Origin of the sequence: Wolbachia endosymbiont of Frankliniella intonsa (assembly GCF_029856955.1) — a bacterium.
In the GTDB taxonomy this organism is placed as follows: Bacteria; Pseudomonadota; Alphaproteobacteria; order Rickettsiales; family Anaplasmataceae; genus Wolbachia.
Genome location: NZ_CP097148.1, coordinates 1,172,542 through 1,196,471 on the forward strand (window position 1 = coordinate 1,172,542; position 23,930 = coordinate 1,196,471).

22 protein-coding genes, 2 tRNA genes and 2 rRNA genes are annotated in these 23,930 nt (G+C 34.3%); 11 read left to right on the top strand and 15 right to left on the bottom strand.

Features of this window, described 5'->3' with window-relative positions; all coding sequences use genetic code 11:
• Window position 1 precedes the first annotated feature (1 nt).
• The 6 genes from rplC to carA form a co-directional block, all read right to left on the bottom strand.
• A complete protein-coding gene (rplC, locus tag M3L71_RS06550; RefSeq protein ID WP_280143439.1) occupies window positions 2-724 on the bottom strand; it encodes a 50S ribosomal protein L3 in 723 nt (240 codons plus the stop codon).
• A 9-nt stretch (window positions 725-733) separates the two neighbouring features.
• The gene (gene rpsJ / locus M3L71_RS06555) at window positions 734-1,054 is read right to left on the bottom strand and encodes a 30S ribosomal protein S10 (RefSeq protein WP_264683408.1); all 321 of its coding nucleotides are present in this window, start codon (window positions 1,052-1,054) and stop codon (window positions 734-736) included.
• 14 nt (window positions 1,055-1,068) lie between these two features.
• The gene (tuf, locus tag M3L71_RS06560; RefSeq protein WP_280143440.1) at window positions 1,069-2,241 is read right to left on the bottom strand and encodes an elongation factor Tu; all 1,173 of its coding nucleotides are present in this window, start codon (window positions 2,239-2,241) and stop codon (window positions 1,069-1,071) included.
• Window positions 2,242-2,318: 77 nt separating this feature from the next.
• Window positions 2,319-2,389: transfer RNA gene (locus M3L71_RS06565), tRNA-Gly, on the bottom strand.
• Between the two features lie 4 nt (window positions 2,390-2,393).
• Window positions 2,394-2,475: transfer RNA gene (locus M3L71_RS06570), tRNA-Tyr, on the bottom strand.
• Between the two features lie 109 nt (window positions 2,476-2,584).
• Window positions 2,585-3,673 carry a glutamine-hydrolyzing carbamoyl-phosphate synthase small subunit gene (gene carA, locus M3L71_RS06575; RefSeq protein WP_280143441.1) on the bottom strand — a complete coding sequence of 363 codons (1,089 nt, stop codon included), beginning with the start codon at window positions 3,671-3,673 and terminating at the stop codon, window positions 2,585-2,587.
• A 203-nt stretch (window positions 3,674-3,876) separates the two neighbouring features.
• Between carA and M3L71_RS06580 the strand changes: the two genes are divergently transcribed.
• Complete coding sequence (locus M3L71_RS06580; protein WP_280143442.1) at window positions 3,877-4,593, top strand: SDR family NAD(P)-dependent oxidoreductase; 717 nt, start codon at window positions 3,877-3,879, stop codon at window positions 4,591-4,593.
• Window positions 4,594-4,725: 132 nt separating this feature from the next.
• On the top strand, window positions 4,726-5,193 hold the full coding sequence (locus tag M3L71_RS06585; RefSeq protein ID WP_280143443.1) for a hypothetical protein: 468 nt from the start codon (window positions 4,726-4,728) through the stop codon (window positions 5,191-5,193).
• 775 nt (window positions 5,194-5,968) lie between these two features.
• Here the strand turns inward: M3L71_RS06585 and fsa are convergent.
• Window positions 5,969-6,613, bottom strand: a complete 645-nt coding sequence (gene fsa / locus M3L71_RS06590; protein ID WP_280143444.1) for a fructose-6-phosphate aldolase — start codon at window positions 6,611-6,613, stop codon at window positions 5,969-5,971.
• A gap of 249 nt (window positions 6,614-6,862) precedes the next feature.
• Here fsa and M3L71_RS06595 point away from each other — a divergent pair, with 249 nt between their 5' ends.
• The 3 genes from M3L71_RS06595 (at window position 6,863) to M3L71_RS06605 (ending at window position 10,227) form a co-directional block, all read left to right on the top strand.
• On the top strand, window positions 6,863-7,210 hold the full coding sequence (locus tag M3L71_RS06595; RefSeq protein WP_264336399.1) for a transposase: 348 nt from the start codon (window positions 6,863-6,865) through the stop codon (window positions 7,208-7,210).
• A gap of 28 nt (window positions 7,211-7,238) precedes the next feature.
• Window positions 7,239-7,763 carry an IS630 family transposase gene (locus tag M3L71_RS06600; protein ID WP_280144167.1) on the top strand — a complete coding sequence of 175 codons (525 nt, stop codon included), beginning with the start codon at window positions 7,239-7,241 and terminating at the stop codon, window positions 7,761-7,763.
• 181 nt (window positions 7,764-7,944) lie between these two features.
• Window positions 7,945-10,227 carry a hypothetical protein gene (locus M3L71_RS06605; protein WP_410543480.1) on the top strand — a complete coding sequence of 761 codons (2,283 nt, stop codon included), beginning with the start codon at window positions 7,945-7,947 and terminating at the stop codon, window positions 10,225-10,227.
• 368 nt (window positions 10,228-10,595) lie between these two features.
• Here M3L71_RS06605 and M3L71_RS06610 read toward each other — a convergent pair whose 3' ends face one another.
• The 3 genes from M3L71_RS06610 to pstC all read right to left on the bottom strand — a co-directional run bounded on the left by M3L71_RS06610 (window position 10,596) and on the right by pstC (window position 13,562).
• A complete protein-coding gene (locus M3L71_RS06610; RefSeq protein ID WP_264682324.1) occupies window positions 10,596-10,937 on the bottom strand; it encodes a F0F1 ATP synthase subunit epsilon in 342 nt (113 codons plus the stop codon).
• 5 nt (window positions 10,938-10,942) lie between these two features.
• Entirely contained in the window at window positions 10,943-12,379 is a 1,437-nt protein-coding gene (gene atpD, locus M3L71_RS06615) for a F0F1 ATP synthase subunit beta (RefSeq protein ID WP_280143446.1), read from the bottom strand.
• A 94-nt stretch (window positions 12,380-12,473) separates the two neighbouring features.
• Complete coding sequence (gene pstC, locus M3L71_RS06620) at window positions 12,474-13,562, bottom strand: phosphate ABC transporter permease subunit PstC (protein ID WP_280144168.1); 1,089 nt, start codon at window positions 13,560-13,562, stop codon at window positions 12,474-12,476.
• A 107-nt stretch (window positions 13,563-13,669) separates the two neighbouring features.
• On the opposite strand from pstC, the gene rpmH reads away from it, so the two are divergent.
• The 3 genes from rpmH to M3L71_RS06635 all read left to right on the top strand — a co-directional run bounded on the left by rpmH (window position 13,670) and on the right by M3L71_RS06635 (window position 14,448).
• The gene (gene rpmH, locus M3L71_RS06625) at window positions 13,670-13,804 is read left to right on the top strand and encodes a 50S ribosomal protein L34 (protein ID WP_010404613.1); all 135 of its coding nucleotides are present in this window, start codon (window positions 13,670-13,672) and stop codon (window positions 13,802-13,804) included.
• Window positions 13,788-14,165 carry a ribonuclease P protein component gene (gene rnpA, locus M3L71_RS06630; RefSeq protein WP_280144169.1) on the top strand — a complete coding sequence of 126 codons (378 nt, stop codon included), beginning with the start codon at window positions 13,788-13,790 and terminating at the stop codon, window positions 14,163-14,165. Before rpmH ends, rnpA begins: the two co-directional genes overlap by 17 nt.
• 73 nt (window positions 14,166-14,238) lie before the next feature.
• Window positions 14,239-14,448, top strand: coding sequence for a hypothetical protein (locus M3L71_RS06635; RefSeq protein ID WP_280143447.1), 210 nt, complete (start codon window positions 14,239-14,241; stop codon window positions 14,446-14,448).
• A gap of 1,035 nt (window positions 14,449-15,483) precedes the next feature.
• Here the strand turns inward: M3L71_RS06635 and rrf are convergent.
• A 5S ribosomal RNA gene (gene rrf / locus M3L71_RS06640) occupies window positions 15,484-15,590 on the bottom strand.
• Between the two features lie 67 nt (window positions 15,591-15,657).
• A 23S ribosomal RNA gene (locus tag M3L71_RS06645) occupies window positions 15,658-18,422 on the bottom strand.
• 331 nt (window positions 18,423-18,753) lie between these two features.
• On the opposite strand from M3L71_RS06645, the gene M3L71_RS06650 reads away from it, so the two are divergent.
• Genes M3L71_RS06650 through ruvX form a run of 3 tightly spaced genes read left to right on the top strand, consistent with a single transcriptional unit; the run spans window position 18,754 to window position 22,182 of the window.
• On the top strand, window positions 18,754-19,824 hold the full coding sequence (locus tag M3L71_RS06650) for a methyltransferase domain-containing protein (protein WP_280143448.1): 1,071 nt from the start codon (window positions 18,754-18,756) through the stop codon (window positions 19,822-19,824).
• Between the two features lie 48 nt (window positions 19,825-19,872).
• Complete coding sequence (locus M3L71_RS06655; RefSeq protein ID WP_280143449.1) at window positions 19,873-21,657, top strand: ribonucleoside-diphosphate reductase subunit alpha; 1,785 nt, start codon at window positions 19,873-19,875, stop codon at window positions 21,655-21,657.
• A gap of 57 nt (window positions 21,658-21,714) precedes the next feature.
• The gene (gene ruvX / locus M3L71_RS06660; RefSeq protein ID WP_280143450.1) at window positions 21,715-22,182 is read left to right on the top strand and encodes a Holliday junction resolvase RuvX; all 468 of its coding nucleotides are present in this window, start codon (window positions 21,715-21,717) and stop codon (window positions 22,180-22,182) included.
• Window positions 22,183-22,207: 25 nt separating this feature from the next.
• Here the strand turns inward: ruvX and ruvC are convergent, their stop codons facing one another.
• Genes ruvC through M3L71_RS06675 form a run of 3 tightly spaced genes read right to left on the bottom strand, consistent with a single transcriptional unit; the run spans window position 22,208 to window position 23,889 of the window.
• On the bottom strand, window positions 22,208-22,696 hold the full coding sequence (gene ruvC / locus M3L71_RS06665; protein WP_280143451.1) for a crossover junction endodeoxyribonuclease RuvC: 489 nt from the start codon (window positions 22,694-22,696) through the stop codon (window positions 22,208-22,210).
• A complete protein-coding gene (locus M3L71_RS06670; protein WP_280143452.1) occupies window positions 22,697-23,524 on the bottom strand; it encodes a cytochrome c oxidase subunit 3 in 828 nt (275 codons plus the stop codon).
• A gap of 47 nt (window positions 23,525-23,571) precedes the next feature.
• Entirely contained in the window at window positions 23,572-23,889 is a 318-nt protein-coding gene (locus M3L71_RS06675; protein WP_280143453.1) for a thiaminase II/PqqC family protein, read from the bottom strand.
• Window positions 23,890-23,930 lie beyond the last annotated feature (41 nt).

Consider the following 23,930-nt stretch of genomic DNA (forward strand, 5'->3'; position numbering starts at 1 on the left):
ACTAACTCACCAAATTATTAGCATCATCACTCATATTCAACAGCAGAACTGCTGGAAAAGGAACATCTTTATGTAAAGGCTTTTTAACCGCATCTCTCACAAAAACATAAGAGTTTTTAAACCCAGGAACATTATTACCCTTTACAGCAATTATGCTATTTTCATAATCAATGGATAATATTTTCATATTCTGTACAGTTACTCTGCTATTACCTAAATGACCAGCCATTTTCTTCCCCTTGAATACTCTACCAGGATCTTGACATTGACCAGTAGAACCTTGTGATCTATGAGCAATAGAAACTCCATGGGATGCCCTAAGCCCACTGAAATTATGCCGCTTCATCACACCAGCAAACCCTTTACCTAAAGAATAACCCGTAATGTCAAGATATTGACCAACTACAAAATGATTAACCCCCACCTTTTTACCACATTCTATTCCGAATAGATCAGTTAATCTACTTTCGTATAATTTACATTTACTATTTATACCCTTTTTCTTTAAATATTCCAACTGAGGTTTTGCTATTTTTTTTAAATCCCCTGTGCCTAAAATGACTGAATTGTAGCCACATTTATCTTGTCCTTTTATATCGATAATATAAGTTTCGCTGAGATGCAATAAGGTTACAGCCATGCGACTATTATCAAAATACATAGCAGTATGGCCAACATTCGTCATTAACAAACCAATCCTCCTAAGCGAATTTATTCTCTTCATTTCCTTTTCCTAAATATTAACTTCCTTAACCTTTAAATCCACTTCTACACCAGCAGAAAAAGATAAATCTGCAAGCATCTTCATCAGAGTAGAAGTAGGATTATGTACAACAATTAACCGCTTAGAAATTCTCATTTCAAATTGCTCACGAGATTTTTTATCAACATGAGGAGACCTATTAACAGTAAATTTAGAATCTTTTCTTGGCAACGCAATCGGACCAGATAAATCTGCATTAAACTGCTTTAATTGATCAATAAACTCGCGAATACACTTTTCCAATAAAGAACAATCGAAAGCTTTGATTCTAATATATATATCTTGCTTCATCTTAGTTATTACACTCATTCTAAAATTTCCGAAACAACGCCAGAACCAACAGTTCTACCACCTTCTCTTATCGCAAAACGTAATCCTTTATCCATTGCTATTGGTACTTGCAACTCCACTTCTATACTTACATTGTCCCCTGGCATTACCATCTCCTTTCCATCTAGCAATTTTATGCTCCCAGTTACATCCGTTGTCCTTAAATAAAACTGTGGCTGATAATTTCCAAAAAATGGTGTATGCCTTCCTCCTTCTTCTTTCTTCAATATATACGCCTCCGCATTAAATTTCTTATGCGGAGTTATTGTCCCTGGTTTTGCCAATACTTGCCCTCTCTCCACTTCTTCTCTCTTTGTTCCTCTTAGTAGTATTCCTACATTGAGTCCTGCACTTCCCTTATCTAGCAACTTCTTAAACATCTCAACACCAGTACATATCGTCTTTTGCGTCGCTTTCAGACCTATTATCTCTATCTCATCCCCTGTCTTTATCTCCCCCTTCTCTATTCTTCCTGTTACTACCGTTCCTCGGCCCGATATTGAAAATACATCTTCTATTGGCAATAAAAACGGCAAATCTATAGGCCTTGGAGGTACTGCCACATACTCATCTAACTTCTCCATCAATTTATCTATTGATTTCTTTCCATACTCACTACCATCATCCTCTAATGCTTTTAACGCAGACCCAACTATCATAGGCACTTCATCACCTGGAAATCCATACTTACTCAGCAACTCTCTCACTTCCATTTCTACCAAATCTATCATATCAGCATCAGCAACATCAGCTTTATTTATATATACCACGATATATCCAACACCCACCTGTTTTGCCAGCAATATATGCTCTCTCGTTTGTGGCATCGGCCCATCAACCCCTGACACTACCAATATCGCTGCATCCATCTGCGCTGCACCTACTATCATATTCTTTACATAATCAGCATGTCCAGGGCAATCAACGTGTGCATAGTGTCTCTTTTCTGTTTGATATTCAACATGCGCTGTTGCTATTGTTATACCTCTCTTTCTTTCTTCTGGCGCTTTATCTATTTGATCATATGCTACAAAATTACCATAATGCTTTGTTATCGCCGCTGTTAACGTTGTCTTCCCATGATCCACATGTCCTATCGTTCCCACGTTTACATGGGGCTTTCCAAATGCTTCTACTATCGCTGTCATAATTTTAACTCTTCTACCTAAAATATAAATACATCAACAAATAATATGTTGATTTTATATAAATACAACAAAAAAAGAGCGGATAGTGGGAATCGAACCCACGTCACTAGCTTGGAAGGCTAGAGCTCTACCATTGAGCTATACCCGCACAATGGAGGAGGTAGGATTCGAACCTACGCACGCAATGCGGACAGATTTACAGTCTGTTACCTTTAACCACTCGGTCACTCCTCCACAAAAATCTGTTAAGAGAACACTACCTTAACTTAAGTTTTATTATTCCTAATATTAAACATCCAAATCCAAAAGATCAAGTAATAAAAGCTAATCTAACTGATTTCAGTTAGATTTTACTTTTATATAACAAAATATTGTCAATAAAACGCCCAAACAAGTAATGTGAATCATGTGTACCTGGCGCTTCTTCTGGATGGTATTGAGTAGAAAAGACTGGGTAATCCTTCATCATTATCCCCTCTACACTATTATCAAATAGAGAAATATGAGTAACTTCAACGTTACTTGGAAGAGAAGCTGAATCAACAACAAAACCATGATTTTGGCTAGTTATCTCAACTTTTTTACTCTCCAGATCATAAACTGGATGATTACTCCCTCGATGACCAATATCCATCTTGACAGTCTTTGCTCCCAAAGTAACTGCAAGTAATTGATGGCCCAGGCATATGCCAAAAACTGGTATTTTAGATTTCACAATAATTTCTATTTCTGAAATTACACTCTCTCCTATCTCTTGTGGATCACCAGGGCCATTTGAAAGCACTATACCATCTGGATTCATGCTTAATATTTTGTGAGCAAAACCTGTATCTGGTTTGACTAATTCAACCGTACAATCAAGTTCTACTAAGCGTGAGATTATACTATTTTTTACACCGAAATCAACAATTACAAGCCTATATTTTGCATTAAGAGCGCTTTGAAAGTTATTACTTAAACTGACTTTCTTAGTCATTTCTATTCCATTTACAGATTTGTATTTCTTCAATTCATCTAATGTATGTGCCTCACTTGACGGACATATCATTCCATTTTGAGATCCATGTTTTCTCAAATATCTCGTCAAAGCTCTAGTATCAATTCCCGATATCCCAACTACATTATTTTTCTCCAACCAATCATTTAAACTAATATATGAAGAAGAGTGAGACATAGGAGAAAGTTCACGCATAACCACACCACTTGCAAAAACTTTTTCTCCTTCATTATCTTTGTGATTTATTCCAACATTACCAATATGAGGAAAAGTGAACGCTATTATTTGATCAGCAAAAGAAGGATCTGTTATAGTATGCTGATAACCTGTCATACCAGTGGTAAAACAAACTTCACCTATACATTTGCCTCTTTTACCTACCGATTTTCCCAAAAAGCACTTGCCATCTTGTAAAACTAAAGCTGCATCCTGCATTTAATTCTCTCAACTTATTTAAAATATTATATAAGAATTTTAAATTACAAGTAAGCAAATACTAAACTTCCCTTTAAGTTTATATAAAATTCAAAATTATAAGTAGATTTCTTTTTTTTATTATTCAGCAAAATTATAGCAAACTTAACTTGTGTGAATAGGCAATAGTCATTACATTCATACTTCACGTTATGTAAATTCACATGGATAGAAAAACTTGTCTCATTACAGGAGCATCATCTGGCATTGGAGAAAGTCTAGCAAGGTTGCTCATTAAAGATGGATGGTTTGTGGTTGGCATTGCAAGGCGCACTGAAAAACTGGAAAAATTAAAAGAAGAATTAGGTAGTAATTTTTTACCTATAACATGTGATGCAAGCAAAAGTGAAAATATTAAAAACTCGTCTGATTTTTTAAAAAAGCAAAATATTATACCAAATCTCTTTTTTCTTAATGCAGGATGTGGCGAAATAGAAGATAAGTTTCATACCAACATTCATAGAAAAACATTTGAAACCAATTATTTTGGCGTTATCAACTGGATTGAAGAATGGATTCATCATAATTCCTTGGCAACTTTTGCGTTTATATCTTCTCTTGTTGCTATGCATGCAACACCACATGCTTCTGCATACTGTGCCAGCAAAGCAGCACTAAAAAGTTGTTTTCAATCACTAAAAATCCAACATGCTAACAGTAGCACAAAGTTTATCACCATAATGCCAGGGCCAGTAAAAACAGATATGTTTAAGTCTAATAAACCACTTCCCTTCATATGGGAGCCAGAAAAAGATGCAGCATATATTTTAAAAAGTATATTTAAAGGAAAGAAAGTTATAGCGTTTCCAATTTTCTGGCGGTTATTTTTTAATATTTTACAAATTCTTCCCACTAAAATGACTGCAAGAATCTTACGATAATCACCAAATCTACCATCTTGTAAAGCTAAAGCTCTTCAAAACTCAATCGCAAACTTCTCCACACAAAAACATCTTGACTATCGCATGTTTCATATTATATGAATAAACTGTTAATGAAAGTGGAGGGTTGCAATGCCTAATAATACAGATCAGTCTAAAAAAATAAATGAGAAATGGTTATTTATAGGAGGTGCTTCACTGTTTCTTGTAATAATGCTACCATCAATTTTTCTCTTAGCAAAAATAGCTATGATGTTTGTTATAATCCCAACTACAGCAATAGCAATAAAAATTGCCTCAAAAGCAATATCAAACGTTTTAGAGGATAAAGAGAATCAATCAACACAAAATAAAATTATAAACCTAGCTATTGGAGCAGTGTCTATACTTGCAGGTGGGATATCATTACTTATTACAGCAAAAGTTGGTTTCATCGCAATATGTTCAACTATAGCTATTTTAGCTCTGTATGAATATATTAAAGATGAAAAAATAGGTAAGGATATAAATGATAAATTCGATGAAATAGCTAATAATACAACTGAGTTTTGCGTCAACAGCATTGAAAAACTTATTCCATCACAAAGTTGTGAAGTGTAATCTTTTGTTTATAAATTTTTAGATGCATGGCTAACGTATAAACACTGAAATCAGCACTTCCTTTCTTGTTATCCTAGTAATGGCTTCCATCATCAAAAATGTTGTATTACTTTTATACTAGCAAATCTAACTGGATTCCAATGATGGAATGACATTACCTTGAATGGAAATCGGTGCGTGATGTACATCTGTATAGAGATTAAATATGTCATTCAGTTTGTTATCATTCTAGTACTGCCATTCTATAGGTAACAGCTGTACCTGGAGCTCCTCTCTTGTCATTCCAGCACTGGAATCCAAAAAACTTAATTTCAAACCAGTACTTTCCCTCTTTTCATCCCAATTTCCAAAATGTTACTCCAGTACTGAAATCCAGCTTTTTTATAACTATCGAAAACACTGTATTACTTTACAAATTTAACTAGATATAACTACTGGCATGGCACGTTCGTAAAATTACGATAAAAAATTACTTGACAAACTATAATAGTTTTGTTACCATGGAAAGTGAAGGTGTTCTAGAGCTCGGAATCTATCTTCGTCTGCAGACTTTTCAATTCAATTAATCTATAATCTTCAGTTAAAATATATTTTAGCTATACTTCGGTCGTAGCTGTATACATTTTTCTCAATCTTTTTTATTAGTGGAGGACTATCATGTTTAAAACACTGAATTACGCATATCATTGACCTACATGTCTTTAAAGGACAGATGGTACCTATGTCCTTTTTATATAAATTATTGTGTTTTTATGTCTTTTTTTAGCAATGTCATTTATTGTTTTACGCCCCAGTCTTTTTCAAATATTGCGAGCCCTTGATCAGTAAGTGGATGATTAATTAACTGTCTAAGTATTTTTGCTGGCACAGTAATTGAATGAGCACCAAGCCGTGCAGCTTCTATTACATGTGCTGGACTTCTTACTGATGCAACAAGAACTTTTGTCTTAAAATTATAATTAGAATATATAGTGCATATATCTTCTATTAGCGATAAGCCATCATAGCTTATATCATCAAGGCGACCAACAAAGGGAGAAATAAAACAAGCACCGGCCTTAGCGGCAAACAGTGCTTGTCCAGGAGAAAAACATAATGTGATATTAGCAGGTATTTTATGTTCTGTCCACAACTTTTTACAAGAAATTAATCCTTCATGTGTAAGGGGTAACTTTACTACGATATTACTAGCGATTTTCGCTAACTTAAGGCCTTCCTTAACCATATCTTCATGGCTATCTGCAACAACTTCAACACTAACAGGTCCTTTTATAATAGAACATATTTCGCTTACTAAATCTTCGTACTTATCTTTATGTCCATATTTTGCTATTAAAGAAGGATTAGTTGTTATACCATCAATGAACTCTTTTAGCTCCTTAATTTCATTCAAATCAACACTATCAAGAAAAATTTCCATATTATTGTCCTATTAAAAACCTATTTTTACAAAATATTGTCATCTTTGAAAAGTATTAAATAAAATCGGATTTTTAACTCAACTCAATTTTCAGTCCGTTAGGAAAGAAAATATTGCACTGAGACACAGTATAGCGCTTTCCTTAATTGGTTGCATTTTATTAACAAAATTAGCATAACCAATTTCTGAAGTTTACTATAGTATTTCCCAAAGCAAATGATAAAGGTATAACAAAGTATTTGAGTTATAATGGCATATAGTGTGGATTTAAGGGAAAAGGCAGTATTGATGATAGAAAAAGGGAAGACAAAGGTTGAGATAGCAGAGCTCATGGAGATAGGAATAGCAACTCTGTACCGCTGGTTAAAAAAGAAAGCTGCTGGTGAAAGCTTAAAGCCATCTAAAAACGGTAGCTTTATTCGAAAAATAGACCCAAAAATACTCGAAGAATATGTTACAAAGAATCCAGATCATACTCTGGCAGAGATGAAACAAAATCTTGGATTTGGAATAAATTCAATTTGGTATAGACTAAAACAGCTAAAAATTACTTTAAAAAAAAGTCACACTATATCAAGAGCGCAATCAAGAAGATAGGCAGCAATTTATTGATAAAATCTCAAAAATAGAACATTCCAGCATCTTATATATAGATGAAGCAGGAGTTGATAATAAGTTATACCGAGAATATGGACGTGCTCCAAGAGGAAAGAAAATTTATGCAGATGTTCCAGGGAGAACTCGAGAGAGAATCAGTATAGTAGCCGGGTGGATTGGAATGAGATTTATTGCACCAATGACTTTCAAAGGTGGGTGTGAAAAAGAGGTATTCAATATATTGTTGGAGAAGATGTTATTACCTAAATTGCCACTTGGCACAACCATAGTTATGGATAATGCTACATTTCATAAGACCACTAAAACAAAATCATTAATAGAGTCTTTTGGCTTTCATGTGCTGTATCTTCCAACATATTCACCAGATTTGAATCCCATAGAACACTGTTGGCATACCATCAAAAGCCGCCTCAGACCTCTAATGTATAAATGTACAGACTTACAACTTTTGGTTGGTAATACCATAATGGAAATTTATCCATTCATTTTAGAAAATACTATAGCTTTACGTTCAATAGAAATTCTTGCATAGCCTAAAACTTAGTGCTAGTATTAGTATAGTAACACAAATAGGTAGTGATGAACAATAAACAAAATGACTAAGTTCGAGTTTAACGCTCGCAATTAAATTCAACTAAAAAGGTTAATATAAAAGTAGTTAATCACTCCTAAAGTAAATATATTATCAGAACAATAGTAACAAGGGGTATACTATGTCAACAAATTTCCCGACATTGAAAAACATATTAGCAGAGCTGAAAAGAAAAAATAGCATTACTGTTTTAGAAAAACATTGTCAGGAAAAATGGGAGGTTTATGACTTGCTCATGGATTTAACAAATGATGAAAATTTTAAGCAAGCATATATAGATCTATCTTTCAACAAGAGCTTTAAAAAAAACTTTATAGAATTAGCAAATCAGGCAAAAAAAGCTGTAAGTAAGTATTTTAGAGACAAAGACATAGACCTTCGAGCTTTTTATGTAGAAACTAACAATTCTGATAAATTGTTAAACATTAATCTTATTAATTACAATAGAAGTGAGCCAATAAGAATTAGTGATATCTTACAGCAAGAAAGGGATATTAGCACATTGAATATCTATTGCGATAAAAAGCATGACATATACGCTTACCGAAAAGGTAAGGAAAGACATTATGAATTTAAAGAGGGTGCATATTATGAAATGACAAGCACTTGGCCTGTGCAGGACAAGGATGGGAAAACTTTTACCTGTACTATGGTTATGAATGTAAGTAATTCTGGTATAACTAAAGTACTACAGTTTAATGGTAAAGATTTTGAATCGCCACCTGAGGAGTTTTTGGAATTAATAAGACAAAATAAAGAATTATATATTCAAGGTCTCTCTCTACATGACAATGTCAAAGAATTATTGAAAAAGAACAAAAATGCTAACATTGCACCGGCTGTTAGTAATCTGCAAAATAACGAACATATCGTAATCAATCAAGACGAAAAGATGAAAGATCTTGAAAATGATGCTAAAAGCAATCCTATTCTTTCTTTCACTAGCAACAATGTATCAGAGGTTAATCCACAGCAGATTGCAACTCAGGCAATTGCAACTCAAACAGAAGTTAATTCACAACAACTAGATCAAAAGCTTACAAAAGCTGAGAAAGAAATTAGAGAATTAAATGAGCAGAGGAACAATTTACAGCATAGGCTCGAAGAGGCCAAGCAAGAATTTGAAGAGCATAATAGTGATTTACAGAATAAACTTGGAGAAGAAAAGCAAAAAAATGCAAAATTACAAACTGAACTGACACAAAAAGATGAAAAACTAGCAAATATGTCAACAGAGCTGCAAGAAAGAGCGCAAGAACTTGAAGGTGCATATGAAGAAAAGAAAGACCTGAAGAAAAAGCTGGAATTTGCCAATGCAGGAAAAGAAGAGTTGATAAGTGAGTTAAGAAAATTGCACGAGGAATTAAATCAACTGAAAGAAGAAAAGTATAGTTTGGAAGACAAGCTTGATCAATTAGAACACTATAGCAATAGTACAAAAGAAAGCAGTGAACAACAAATATCAGATTTGAAAGAAGAGTTATTATTACTAAAAGAAGAAAATCAAGTGTTAAAAGCAAAGCAAGTAGAATCAGAACAAGAACTCGTGGAGGCTAAGCAAAAAATTGAGGAATTGGAGGAACAGTGCAATGATTTACAAGTTGAGTGTAAAGAAAAGGAACAAAGACTTGAGAAAGAAATGAGTAAAACAGATGAGCGAATAATCCAGCTCAATAAGGAGCAAGAGCAGAAAATTCAAGAAATTTATGGAAAAAATAAGGAACTGGAAGAAAAGGTAGAAGAACTGAAGGAAAAGCTAAAAACTGCTAATGTAGAACAAGAGAAACTACAAGGTAAATTGAACCAGTTTGAAAAAAAAGAGGAAGAGATAGAGGAAGCAGAACACATGATAAGTGCAAGGGATAAGTGTATAGCGAGCTATAAATCTCAAATACAAAATTTAGAAAATGAGCATAACGCACATTTGGAATCTGATGAACAAGAGGAAGATCAGCTAACGTGGGATTTTGAAACGTTAAAGAACGAGCTAGAGCTTAAAGATGAGCAGATCGAGACAATAAGAGGGCAATTACGGCAGGAGATAGAAGAAGAAATAGTTAATAAGTACCGTCCATCACTGGAATTAAAGTTTAAAGAATATGAAGATGAGATTGAAAGATTAATAAGAGAAAAAAAAGAGCTAAAAGGTACAGTGCAATACTTAAATAGCCAAGTAGAACTGTTAAGTCCAGTAATTGATCAAGTACTTGTTAATAAAAAGGAAGTTTTTGATAACAATTCAAAAATGTTTTACCAGCTTACAGAGGAAATTGATGATTCAGAAAAAAAACCTAGGTCTTTAAGCCTTGATAGCGCATTTCATAGCGATCACTGTAATTCACTTCTAGACTTAATCAGCAGTCCATCAAAGGTGTGTAGCCAAAGTCAGCGTGGAAATTCTTAAAGATGCATATGAAACCAGCGGCTTCTTTATTCAAGTAGCCCCTCTTGTCATCCGAGTAGTGTGACACATAGCTGTACGAACATTGCAATACGGCACATAATAAACAATGTCATCCCAGTGCGTGACACTGGGATCTGGACATAAAAACATTTGCAAATTATGCAATGGACAACAGATTCTAGGAACATATGTTAAAATCATATCCATGATGAAAATAAGATAGATCCCAGTGTCACGCACTCGGATGACAAGAAGGAAGATACTGGAATGACATCTTCCCTGAACCATAATGTTCGTACAGTTGTGTGTCAGCTACTTGAAGTGGGAATGACAAGAGTAAACTCATTTCTTGAACACAAAAAGAGCCCCTAAAGAGATTTGACATCAAGATAACTTAAATATATACCAACTCTCTTATCTTTTAATGATTCCTCATCATGAGTCAAATGATCAAAAACCTGAATTTGATTCGTTATAATGCTACAATTATTATTTGCAACCTCTAATATACCATTATCAATTACAACTTTTTCCTTTGTCTGGTTACTCATTTGAACAGTAATTATACCAGGCAATAAATAAATTAAGTAAGGAGAATGGTAAGCTAAAATCACTAGCTCTCCTTCAAGCCCATTCACTGAAAGCGAAACCACTTCATCGAATGAAATTCGATTATCAGGAGAAAAAAATTGCACCTTAAAAGTGTTCATAATCTTTAATGTCCGGCTCCAACTTCAGCTTTTATTGATTCAGCCTTTTCTATTGCTTCACTTATACTTCCCACCATATAAAAAGCAGCTTCTGGCAGGTTATCATATTTACCTTCAATAATTCCTTTAAAACTAGAAATAGTATCAGAAAGTGAAACAAATTTGCCAGACATGCCAGTAAATACCTCCGCAACATGAAAAGGTTGAGAAAGAAACTTCTGAATTTTACGAGCTCTATCAACAATAATTTTATCTTCATCAGATAGTTCATCCATACCAAGTATTGCGATAATATCTTGCAGCGACTTATAAGTTTGCAATATACGTTTCACTTCATAAGCCACATTATAATGCTCTTCACCAATGATTTCAGCAGATAAAGACTGAGAAGTTGAGTCAAGTGGATCAACAGCAGGATATATACCCATTTCAGCTATCTGCCTTGACAATACTGTAGTGGCATCAAGATGAGAGAATGTCGTTGCTGGAGCTGGATCAGTCAAATCGTCTGCAGGAACATATATAGCCTGTACAGAAGTAATAGAACCAGCAGTAGTTGAGGCTATTCTCTCTTGCATAGCGCCTATATCAGTCGCAAGAGTTGGCTGATAACCAACAGCCGACGGTATTCTTCCAAGCAAAGCAGAAATTTCAGAGCCAGCTTGAGTAAAACGGAAGATATTATCTACAAAAAATAGAACATCTTGATTTTCATGATCACGAAAATACTCCGCCATAGTTAGTGCTGTTAAAGCAACCCTAGCCCTTGCTCCAGGAGGTTCATTCATTTGACCATAAACCAAAACGGCTTGAGATTTTTCGTGCTCATTTATATCTATTACATTCGAAGTAATCATCTCGTTATAAAGATCATTACCTTCACGCGTTCTCTCTCCTACTCCAGCAAACACAGAAAATCCTTTATGAGCTTTTGCTATGTTGTTAATCAGCTCCATTATCAGAACTGTTTTACCAACACCAGCTCCACCAAATAAGCCAATTTTTCCTCCTTTAAGATAAGGAGCAAGAAGATCTATAACCTTTATTCCTGTAACTAAAACTTCTTCCTGTATCTTCTGCTCAGTAAAACTTGGAGGTGATCTATGTATAGGTTCTAAATCATACTTTCCTTTTAGCGGACCACACTCATCTATAAGCTCCCCTACAACATTAAAAATCCTTCCTAAAGTTGAGCGTCCAACCGGAACTGATATTGGTGCACCTGTATCAACAAACTCATCACCTCTTGACATACCATCTGTGCTATCCATAGCAATGCAACGAACTATATTGTCACCTATATGTTGTGAAACCTCTAAAACTAGCTCCTTGCCCTTACATTTTAGTTTGCTTTTTAAAGCATTAAATATCTTAGGTAACTCGCCTTCAAATTTTAGATCAACAACTGCTTGAGTTATCTTAACCGTTCTACCTATATTCATCTCTTTCATCACCTAACACTATAATTCTATAAAAGAACTTCTAAAAAATAAATCTTATATTATTAACCGAAATTTTGCAATATAAAAACACTTACTAGTTACGTTTCATTATAAATAGTGCAAATGCATTTAATAGCCAAGTAATAACAAATAACACTAAACTAAGCGCATAAGCAGCAAGAGTTTGCACACTATTGAAATCCTGATCTCCGGTAAGTAATGTAGCAATTTGTACAGTAATAGTAGTAACTGAATTGAGAGGATTAAAGGTCAAATTTGCATTGATTCCCACAGCCATTAGTACAATCATTGTTTCACCTATCACTCTTGAAATTGATAATAAAATTGCACTTAAAATTGTAGGCATTGCATAAGGTATTGTTATATGCCATATAGTTTCCGCTGGAGTTGCACCAAGCGCCATAAAACCATAACGCAAACTTTTTGGAACAGATCTTATAGCATCTTCAAGCAAAGAAATAATAAAAGGAAGAATCATTACCCCGATCGATAAACCAGCAATCAAAGCACTTTCTGAGTGTATACTTAAATTAAAAAAATTTGCTACCTGCTTTATAAAAAAAGACAAAAATACAACTGAGAAGTATCCATATACAACAGTAGGAATAGCAGACAAAACCTGTAAGGCTGTATTAATAACATAACGCACTTTTTCACTCGCATACTCACTAATATATATTGCAGAAAATAAACCAAGCGGCACCGCAACTAACATTGCTACAATAGTTATAAGTAATGTCCCCACTAAAAGTGGCGCTATACCAAAACATCCCACCTCTCCTTCGCCAATAATAGCTACATTATGCTTCCATTTTAAGCAAAATAAGAATTCTGAAATAGCTACTTTATTAAAAAAAGAAATGGACTGAACAAAAATAGATAGCATTATAAATAAAGTGATAAAAAGTGATATTGCTAAAGCCATAAATAACAAAAATTTTACCATCTTATTTCTTTTACCTTTAAAGATAAAAATCAGCATAAAAAAAAATAACGCTATAGAAATAGAAGTTATAAAATAACCATCATAGAATGCTAACAAACAAGGTAGCATCCACATACAACTCAAATATATATAAGACTTAACTTTACTTACTGCTTGAAACTTACTCAAACAAAATAAAAGGATTAGTAAAACAGGTACGCCTATAATTAAATTCATTTTTCCATATATCAAATTTTATTCAATAAGAATGCCATAGAAGTTGACCATTATTTGACAATAGAGAAAAATAATTTAAAATAAATATTTATATTAATATAAAAACAATGAAAAGAACATTTCAACCAAAAAATTTAAAAAAAAAGCACAAACATGGATTTCGTTCACGTATGTCAACAAAAGCTGGAAGAAAAATTCTTAATAAGCGTCGCTCATTAGGGTGTAATAAATTATGCGCATAGTAAGCATAAAAAAAAAGAGTTTTCCTTTGCTTTTAAAAACAGATTAGCACCTGACAGTCTTTTTTATCGAGGGGTATATATATCACTATATGCTATAAAAGAAAGAGAACCTGAAAAGTATATTCATGTTATTAGAGTAGGTCTGGCTATCAGTAAAAAAGTCGGAAAAGCAGCAAAAAGAAATAAAATAAAAAGGCAATTACGAATGCTAGCTAAAGTTACCATTTCTAATATAAGTAATGTAGGATACTATTACATAATACTAACCCATAAAAACATTATGCAAGCAGGCTATAAAAATTTACAAAAAGACCTCAATATTTGCTTAAAGAAAGATAAAATAAGAAGAAATTTTCACTAAAGTATTTACAGATATATTTTTTATGATAAGATAAGTAAACTTTTTAAAATAAATTAATAGATGTGGCTGCTTGATGGTAGAGAGTATAAGAAAAGAAGATAAAAAGCTCGATACAAATAATGCTGAAGAGAGTTTTTATGAATATAGAAGGTCTAGCTATCGTACACAATGGGGAATGGCATTTGAACAAAGCCAATACTTAGAACAAAATAAGGATAATCCTAGAGGGAAGTTGCTAAACTTAAATATAGAAGCAACTTATTACAATAAGAGAATAGTTTGATAAAAGTAAAAGTACCCGTTCAAGGGAGTGGTTCAAGAAACGATAGGCAGGGGATTGTATAATTCTCTTTGTTTCCATGTTAAGTATAATGAAATTATCCTTTCAAATTCGCAGCTCTGATTACGTAAAATATGAGCTTTTACAGTAAATGATATAATGCCTAATTTGCTGTTCAGCGCGATAGTGGAATACTTTCTGGTTTACTTAAAAAATTTCACACCATTCCTTCAGATTTTAAAATATTTTTCGCAACTTGAAAAGCTCCAGTTGCTTCAGATAGGTAGCTTCAAGTAATACCTTATACGTTTTGCAACTTTCTTACACTTCTGTTTCATTTTTTAATAAAGCTTTTTTTTAGCATAAACAATTCAGTGGATGCGTTTTTTAAGTAACAGCCCAGAATTTTAACTTCAATAGTCCAGCTATGTTTCAAAGTACCTGTCAGCGACTATTAGGATTGCAACATACACTGTCTTTTAAATCTTCTTTCCCTTTAAAACTTGCAGTATTGCTTCAGCACTAACCAAGTTTACCTTTATTATAACACGTTGATGGGCAAAACCTCACTTTTCTTATTCGATTTGCTCATACACCTTTTTGCATTTTGAGGGAATTCTATATTCACTATTTGATACGCTTTCAATTCACATTAAAAACATCACTTATAATTTTCACGTTTTGAATTTTTATAAAATCCACTGAGTGCTACAATTATCACCTAACTATTGGACCAAATGTATCTGCTTTTTGGTAGTTTGCTACTTCTTCTTTCTCCTCATCTCCAACAACTTAATTAATATTCAATTATATAAAGTTTGATTTTCGGAAGATCAATTGTTTGATGATTTGTTAAATGTTAGTATCTCTCCTCCTCATTTGCAAATAGGTGACAAATTCTACTTTTAAATTTTCTACTTTTATTTTAAAGTTTTTGCAAAGTTCTAAAAGATTAGTTATATTACCTCAGAGCTACTCTATGTTTACCTTGTTTCATCGCTCTACTGAACAGATATAGATAAAAAGAAATTTTTATAAGCTTGGCAACGACCTACTTTCCCTTTTTAAGTATCATCGGCGCTAAAAAGTTTCACTTCCGAGTTCGAAATGAGATCGGGTGGTTCATTTTTGCTATAGTCACCAAGTCAATAAAAATTTCTGACTTAACAAATTTCAATTTAATATTTAACACTGCATATGCACATATAGAAAGGAAATAAATCAATCAGGCTATTAGTACTAGTTAGCTTCACATGTTACCATGCTTCCACACCTAGCCTATCAACGTGGTAGTCTTCCACGGCCTTAATTGGGAAATCTTTTTGAAGAGGGTTTCTTGCTTATATGCTTTCAGCAATTATCCCATCTATACATAGCTACCCAGCGATGCTATTGGCATAACAGCTGGTACACCAGAGGTATATCCATCTCGGTCCTCTCGTACTAGAGTCAGATCTTCTCAAATTTCCTTCACCCACGGAAGATAGAAACCGAACTGTCTCACGACGTTCTAAACCCAACTCACGTAACACTTTAATCGGCGAACAGCCGAACCCTTGGGACCTTCTCCAGCCCCAGGATGTGATGAGTCGACATCGAGGTGCCAAACGGTGTCGTCGATATGAACTCTCGAACACCATCAGCCTGTTATCCCCGGCGTACCTTTTATCCGTTGAGCGATGACCCTTCCATACAGAATCACCGGATCACTATGACCGACTTTCGTCTCTGCTTGGCTTGTCAGCCTCGCAGTCAGGCAAGCTTATGCCATTGTACTATCAAGCTGATTTCCGACCAGCTCTAGCTTACCTTCGCACGCCTCCGTTACTTTTTAGGAGGCGACCGCCCCAGTCAAACTACCCACCATACAATGTCCTAGTTCCAGATAATGAAACATAGTTAGATATCAAAAGTGTAAAGGGTGGTATCTCAAGGTTGACTCCATTATAGCTAGCGCCATAACTTCAAAGTCTCCCACCTATCCTGCACATAACACTTTTAATAGCAATGTAAAGCTATAGTAAAGGTGCACGGGGTCTCTTCGTCTAACCGCGGGTACCCCGCATCTGCACGGGGAATTCAATTTCGCTGAAGTGATGTTGGAGACAGTGGAGAAATCGTTACGCCATTCGTGCGGGTCGGAACTTACCCGACAAGGAATTTCGCTACCTTAGGACCGTCAGTGTTACGGCCGCCGTTTACTGGGGCTTCAATTCAGAGCTTGCACCCCTCCTATTAACCTTCCAGCACCGGGCAGGCGTCAGACCCTATACTTCCACTTACGTGTTTGCAGAGTCCTGTGTTTTTAGTAAACAGTCGCTACTCCCTATTTTGTGCCACCTACTCATAATTGCCTAAAAGCAGGTTACCCTTCTTCCGAAGTTACAGGTATAATTTGCCGAGTTCCTTCAACATCATTCTTTCAACACCTTAGTATATTCTACTCATCCACCAGTGTCGGTTTACGGTACGGCCTCATAAATATAAGTGCTATTTCCTGGAGCTTCTTTTAAGCATAGATCAATCCAATAAGACCTATACAAATACAAAACCCGTCACACTTAAGAGGTTTAGGAATATTAACCTAATTGCCATCGACTACTCCTTTACGGACTCGCCTTAGGAACCGACTAACCCTACGCAGATTAACTTAACGTAGGAACCCTTAGATTTTTGGTGAGAGTGTTTTTCACACTCTTTTACGCTACTTATGTCAGCATTCTCACTTCCGATATCTCCAGCAGTTTTCACAAACCGCCTTCACAGACTTACGGAACGCTCCGCTACCGCGCCTATTAATCGAAATTAATAAGCACCCACATCTTCGGTATACAGCTTTAGCCCCGGTACATTTTCGGTGCAGAAAAACTTATTTAGACAAGTGAGCTGTTACGCTTTCTTTAAAGGATGGCTGCTTCCAAGCCAACCTCCTAGCTGTAATGGTTTTTCCACTTCCTTCCCCACTTAGCTGTAATTTTGGGACCTTAGATAGTGATCTGGGCTGTTTCCCTTTCCACCACGGACTTAGCACCCGTAGTGTGTCTGCTGTATAATTAATTGTTGGTATTCGGAGTTTGGTTAGATTTGGTAAGATGATGAATCCCCCTAGTCTATCCAGTGCTCTACCCCCAACAAGATACATACAACGCTCTACCTAAATAGATTTCGCGGAGAACCAGCTATTTCCAAGTTTGATTGGCCTTTCACCCCTAATCACAACTCATCCAATAATGTTGCAACATTAACTGGTTCGATCCTTCAGTATGTTTTACCATACCTTCAATCTGGTCATGACTAGATCACTTGGTTTCGGGTCTAATCCACAAAACTAAACGCCCTATTCAGACTTGCTTTCGCTACGCCTACACCTACCGGCTTAAGCTTGCTTCATAGATTAACTCGCTGACCCATTATGCAAAAGGTACGCTGTCACTCTAAATATCAATAAATTGATATAGAGCTCCAACTGTTTGTAAGCACTTGATTTCAGATTCTATTTCACTCCCCTCCCGGGGTTCTTTTCACCTTTCCCTCACGGTACTTGTTCACTATCGGTCGTTAAGGAGTATTTAGGCTTGGAGGATGGTCCCCCCATATTCAAACAGGATTTCACGTGCCCCGCCCTACTTAAGGATTTAAAAACTTTCTATTTATACAGGACTATCACCTTCTATGGTTACCATTTCCAGAGTATTCTAATTCTTATTTTTAAATCACTAGCCTTTTCCGCTTTCGCTCGTCACTACTAACAGAATCTCGGTTGATTTCTTTTCCTTTGGCTACTTAGATATTTCAGTTCACCAAGTTTGCTTTATATACTTAGTATATAATAACTAGCTAAGCCAGTTGGGTTTCCCCATTCGGAAATCTGCGGATCAAAATTTGTTGACAATTTCCCACAGCTTATCGCAGCCTGCCACGTCCTTCATCGCCTCTTAACGCCAAGGCATCCATCAAGTGCTCTTAATAATTTATTTATCTGACTATATGTAGAATATGCAGAGTTAAATATTAACTTACAGTTGAATTGAGATTAAATAATCTCTACCATAAAACTTTTCAAACATCTAAAAACTAATCTTTTATATGTTACAATCTGATAAATCATATGTCAACGCCTTTTTACACAAAACATTTACCTATTATTATCAACAACAATATACCAGCAATCTTAAACAGTACAATCTGAGAAATATTCGACAAATTGATATGTACAGAAAAATTAATGAAAAAGATATTTTGTAAGATAAAATGTGTTAAAATTAGTTACTTAAAAATGAAAATGAACATTTGGAGTATTTCTAATGTATGAAAAGTAATCTATCTTTTATAAAAAACTTTGCTTTAAATTGTATATCTAAGCTCACTGGCTTATTAAATATTAAAAAAGTAAAAAATTTCATTATGGATAGATACAATACTCTCCATAAAGAAATTGTAGCGCTTCTTGAAAAATCTAAAAACCTGTTAAATACCAACATTGAAATCGGGTTATATCACTTCTATAAAGGTAATATATCAGATGCAAAGTTAAGATTTTGGTTAATTAGCATATTCTACCCCAATTTACCTATAATCTGGTATAATATTGGAAGATGTCATTTTGCAGTAGGAAATACTAATAGAGCTTATAATTATTTAACAAAGACGCTAAAATTAGATAGTAGTCACAAAGAAGCTTCTTACTACTTTAAAAAAATAACAAACACATCAGATATCGTAGAATTGCCTGAAAATCTCATAAAACAATATTTTGATTACACAGGTGAATATTTTGTTGAGCATTGGCTAATTGCCAAACAATACAGAGGGCATGAACTCGTACACATGATAATTACAAAAGTCTTTAACAACTCCACTTCTAAACTGAATATACTAGACCTTGGTTGCGGTACTGGAATATGTGGTCACTTCCTAAAAATAAGTAGTATTAGAAGTCGCATAACAGGAGTTGACATCTCAAATAGAATGCTCAATATTGCAAGAGGATGCCTTATAAAAGGTAAACCTGTTTACGATGAGTTAATACATACAGAAATGAAAGAGTTTCTTAAACAAGAGAAGAACCAGCAGTATGATGTAATTATCTTTGCTGAAGTGCTACACTATCTACATGATTTTCTAGCAGAATTGGAACTAGCAAAAGGATTGACAAACAAAAAAGGGGTTGTTGTATGTTTAGTAAGAAGAAAGGAAGGTAAAGGTATTGACTTTGTAAACAAAGGAGATTATTTTCGTCATTCAGAAGATTATATTCAGCATGTCGCAAAAGAAACAAATATGCAAATAAGTCAAATGAGTTACTGTAAAATATATGGCAGTCAGGTTGATGGTATCTTATTTGCATTACAACATCCACAAACAAATTCAACAACTTAATCGAGAAATCTCTCAAATAAATTTCTATATTATCATAAAAGGAGCCTTATGAATTACATTACTATTAATTACGCAAAAGATAGTAAATTAACCGATTTTGGAAAAGCAGTTCTATTGGATAGGTATTTAATAGAAAATGAAAGTTATCAAGATCTCTTTATACGTATTGCTAATTACTATTCTGATGATAGAAAACATGCACAACGTCTTTATGATTACATGAGCAACTTGTGGTTCATGCCTTCAACACCAATACTTAGTAACGGCGGTACAAAAAGAGGATTGCCTATTTCCTGCTTTCTTAATGAAACTGAAGATAGCTTGAAGGGAATAGTTGATCTATGGAATGAAAATGTTTGGCTCGCTGCACGTGGTGGTGGAATAGGTAGTTATTGGGGAAATTTACGTTCAATTGGTGAAAGTGTCAAAGGTAGCGGTAAAACATCAGGAATTGTGCCATTTATCGTAGTACAAAACGCTCTGACGCTTGCAATCAGCCAAGGATCCTTAAGAAGAGGAAGCTCAGCAGTTTATCTTCCTGTATGGCATCCAGAAATAGAAGAGTTTCTAGATTTACGTAAGCCAACTGGTGGTGACCCAAATCGCAAAGCATTAAATATACATCATGCTGTAATAGTAACAGATAAGTTTATGCAAGCTGTTGAAGATGATCAAGAATGGGATTTAATAAGCCCTCATAACAATAAAGTTATTTCAACAGTAAAAGCACGGGATATATGGATTAAAATATTAACAGCAAGAGTTGAAACTGGAGAACCTTACATTATTTTCCTTGATGCAACAAATAACAATAAGCCAGAATCTTACAAAAAGCTCAACTTAGACATCAAAATGTCAAACCTATGCAGTGAAATAACTTTAACTACAGGTTACGATCACCTAAAAAAGTCACGCACTGCTGTATGTTGTTTATCATCCGTAAATCTTGAATACTACGAAGAATGGAAAGATAATGAGCTTTTCATAGAAGATATAATGCGTTTTCTTGATAATGTATTAGAGGATTTCATAAACCACGGACCAAATGAAATACAGCGAGCAAAATATTCCGCAATAAGAGAGCGTAGTATCGGTCTTGGTGTGATGGGCTTTCATTCATTTTTACAAAGTAAAATGGTTCCTTTTGAATCAGTAACAGCCCAACAATGGAATAAAAAAGTATTTAAGCATTTGCGCGAGCAAGCGGATGTAGTTTCTAAAAAATTAGCAGAAGAAAAAGGGCCATGTCTTGACGCTAAAGAAATCGATCTAATGGAAAGGTTTACACATAAGCTCGCTATTGCTCCAACTGCCTCAATTTCGATTATCGCAGGCAACACTTCTCCTGGAATAGAGCCGTATGCAGCAAACGTATTTATACAGAAGACACTTACAGGTTCATTTGTAGTACGAAATAAATTCTTGCAAAAACTACTAGCAGAAAAAAATCAAGACAATGATGAAACATGGTCCTCAATTTCAACAAATGAGGGTTCTGTTCAGCATTTAGATTTTCTTAGCAAGCACGAAAAACTGACATTTAAAACAGCATACGAACTTGATCAACAATGGATCATAGAACATGCAAGTGATAGAACTCCTTATATTTGTCAATCTCAATCAGTAAATCTGTTCTTACCTGCCAATGTGCATAAACGTTACTTACACAAAATACATATGCTTGCTTGGAAAAAAGGATTAAAAAGCTTGTATTACTGCAGATCACAATCAATGCAGAGAGCTGACAAGGTCTCACATGACATATTCAAAAAAAGTGAAATATTGCAACAAAAAACAGATATTAATTATGATGAATGTCTATCATGCCAGTAGACTGTACATAACTTACTTTCACAAAAATACAATTGTACAAAAGTTATGTTTTCATAGATGCTACATAGAAATCCAGATGAATTTCTAAAGTCTATTCCAAGAGATAGACGTATAATGTGCCTTGATATGGGAGAAAAACAAATAGGCATAGCATTTAGTGATAAAACACAGCTTATAGCTACAGCTCATAGTATATATTATAGAAGAAATATGAGCAAAGATTTAGGTTATCTAAATAGAGTGCTTAAAGAAAATGAAGCTGGATCAATGGTAATAGGACTACCATTCACAATAGATGAACAAGAGACCGAATGGTGCAAAGTAATAATCAAGTTTGCAAATAAAATAATAAAAAAATGCAAAGTACACATATACCTACAAGACGAAAGTCTATCAACATCTCTTGCAACTCACGCACTAAAAATTATTGGAATATCAATCACAAAATCAAAAAAAATAGATGATAAAATTGCTGCATGTATTATTCTGCAACGAACATTGGATAAGATAAACGCCATCAAATAGTTTTTTAAACTGAATTCATGTAAAACTACTCAATAAAACAAAAATTTCTCGTATAAGCATGACAAATTGCTGTAGCGAGAGCATCAGCAGTATGGTGACATTTTATATTTGAGCTTTTAACTATTTGCTTGACCATAAATATAATCTGACCCTTATCAGCATGACCATTTCCAGTAATGCTCTTTTTTATATAGTTTGCATCATATTCATTCATGGGTAAATCCGTCATTCGTAATATTAAAATTGCAATTGCTCTTGCATATCCTAAAGTTAGCGAAGATTTTGGATTCTTATTAATAAAAATTTTTTCCACAGCAGCTTCATTTGGAGAGTATAGGAAAATTACTTTCTTTAATTGTTCAAAAATTATATGTAGACGTTCACCTACACCCAATTTAACATCAGTTGATATGGTACCGCCACCCAAAAATTTAATATTATTCTTTTCTTCCAGTCTAATAATGGCCCAACCAGTCTTACTCATCCCTGGATCTAGGCCTATTATTTTAATCACTTAATAAAGGCTTAACCAATAAATAAACAGAAATAAAAATATCCAGACTAGATCGACAAAGTGCCAATACCAAGAAGCAAACTCAAAGCATAAGTGATCTTGAGGTGTAAATTGACCTTTTCGAGCTCTAAATAAGCATACTGACAAAAATATTATTCCTATTATAACATGCACACAATGAAAACCAGTAATCATGTAAAAGTTAGATGTATAAATAAGTTTTTCTCCTGTTTCTCGCAAAGAAAAACTTGCTTCATGATATTCGATTGCTTGCACTATTATAAAGAACATCCCAAGCAATATAGTTATAGACAGCATTTTAATCATGCTTTTTTTATCATTTTCAAGTAAAAAATGATGTGCTGAAGTAATTGTTGTACCAGAAAGCAATAATATTAGTGTATTCATAAATGGTAAAGACCACGGATCCGGTGGTAAAATCCCTTCAGGGGGCCATTCAACTTTTTTTGTAGGAGAAAACGCTTCAAATAAAAAAACCGGATCAAGCCAGGCTTTAAAGAATGAACAAAAGAACGCTATAAAAAACACAACTTCCGAGAGGATAAATAAGTACATTGCAAGCTTGAGTCCATGTTTTACAATGGCAGTATGGCATTTATCATAAATTGCTTCTCTTATTACATCTCTCCACCAATAAAACAGCACTCCTGATACCGCAGAGATTCCCAAAACTAAACCAAATATTCCAGAAATTTGTTTATGGAGTGTACCAACTAATCCAATTGCAAGAACAAGAATTGCTGCTGATATGGCAATTGGCCAGGGACTTGGGTCCACTAAATGAAAATCATGTTCTTTACTTTTCATATCATCTTCAAAAATACGTATTAAGCATACAAATTAGCTTAAAATTGTCAATATTTCTTAGGAAATTGATTAAATCTTGAAAAATTATATGCCCCACTCCAAAAATCCAACTCAAATTGTGCAGTTATTTTAAATAATTCTAGCATTCTGGTTCTTTCACTTTCTCCTACTTTGTTACAATATTCGTCAACAATATCTTCCAAAGCAACACATCCAGATTCCATTAAACTAACGCCAAAAAAATCAAGCCAATCCTTATACCTATTATTTTTTTTAATTTTATTTCTCATATTATCAACAACAATTTTATATATGAAATGGCAAGAGTAAAGAACTGTTACAGCTTCATAAACATTATAGTGCACCCATTTGTCTAGACCATTTTTTTAAAGTGATCCGATTTTTA

What these genes read in the sequence shown, in the direction of transcription:
- carA (WP_280143441.1), bottom strand. Translation starts at nt 3,673, where the DNA reads ATGCAGGATGCAGCTTTAGTTTTACAAGATGGCAAGTGCTTTTTGGGA.
- rpmH (WP_010404613.1), top strand. Translation starts at nt 13,670, where the DNA reads ATGAAAAGAACATTTCAACCAAAAAATTTAAAAAAAAAGCACAAACAT.
- M3L71_RS06650 (WP_280143448.1), top strand. Translation starts at nt 18,754, where the DNA reads ATGAAAAGTAATCTATCTTTTATAAAAAACTTTGCTTTAAATTGTATA.
- pstC (WP_280144168.1), bottom strand. Translation starts at nt 13,562, where the DNA reads ATGAATTTAATTATAGGCGTACCTGTTTTACTAATCCTTTTATTTTGT.
- M3L71_RS06635 (WP_280143447.1), top strand. Translation starts at nt 14,239, where the DNA reads ATGGTAGAGAGTATAAGAAAAGAAGATAAAAAGCTCGATACAAATAAT.
- M3L71_RS06670 (WP_280143452.1), bottom strand. Translation starts at nt 23,524, where the DNA reads ATGAAAAGTAAAGAACATGATTTTCATTTAGTGGACCCAAGTCCCTGG.
- rpsJ (WP_264683408.1), bottom strand. Translation starts at nt 1,054, where the DNA reads ATGAAGCAAGATATATATATTAGAATCAAAGCTTTCGATTGTTCTTTA.
- atpD (WP_280143446.1), bottom strand. Translation starts at nt 12,379, where the DNA reads ATGAATATAGGTAGAACGGTTAAGATAACTCAAGCAGTTGTTGATCTA.
- M3L71_RS06610 (WP_264682324.1), bottom strand. Translation starts at nt 10,937, where the DNA reads ATGAACACTTTTAAGGTGCAATTTTTTTCTCCTGATAATCGAATTTCA.
- M3L71_RS06580 (WP_280143442.1), top strand. Translation starts at nt 3,877, where the DNA reads ATGGATAGAAAAACTTGTCTCATTACAGGAGCATCATCTGGCATTGGA.
- M3L71_RS06595 (WP_264336399.1), top strand. Translation starts at nt 6,863, where the DNA reads ATGGCATATAGTGTGGATTTAAGGGAAAAGGCAGTATTGATGATAGAA.
- rplC (WP_280143439.1), bottom strand. Translation starts at nt 724, where the DNA reads ATGAAGAGAATAAATTCGCTTAGGAGGATTGGTTTGTTAATGACGAAT.
- M3L71_RS06605 (WP_410543480.1), top strand. Translation starts at nt 7,945, where the DNA reads ATGTCAACAAATTTCCCGACATTGAAAAACATATTAGCAGAGCTGAAA.
- M3L71_RS06655 (WP_280143449.1), top strand. Translation starts at nt 19,873, where the DNA reads ATGAATTACATTACTATTAATTACGCAAAAGATAGTAAATTAACCGAT.
- fsa (WP_280143444.1), bottom strand. Translation starts at nt 6,613, where the DNA reads ATGGAAATTTTTCTTGATAGTGTTGATTTGAATGAAATTAAGGAGCTA.
- tuf (WP_280143440.1), bottom strand. Translation starts at nt 2,241, where the DNA reads ATGACAGCGATAGTAGAAGCATTTGGAAAGCCCCATGTAAACGTGGGA.
- ruvX (WP_280143450.1), top strand. Translation starts at nt 21,715, where the DNA reads ATGCTACATAGAAATCCAGATGAATTTCTAAAGTCTATTCCAAGAGAT.
- M3L71_RS06585 (WP_280143443.1), top strand. Translation starts at nt 4,726, where the DNA reads ATGCCTAATAATACAGATCAGTCTAAAAAAATAAATGAGAAATGGTTA.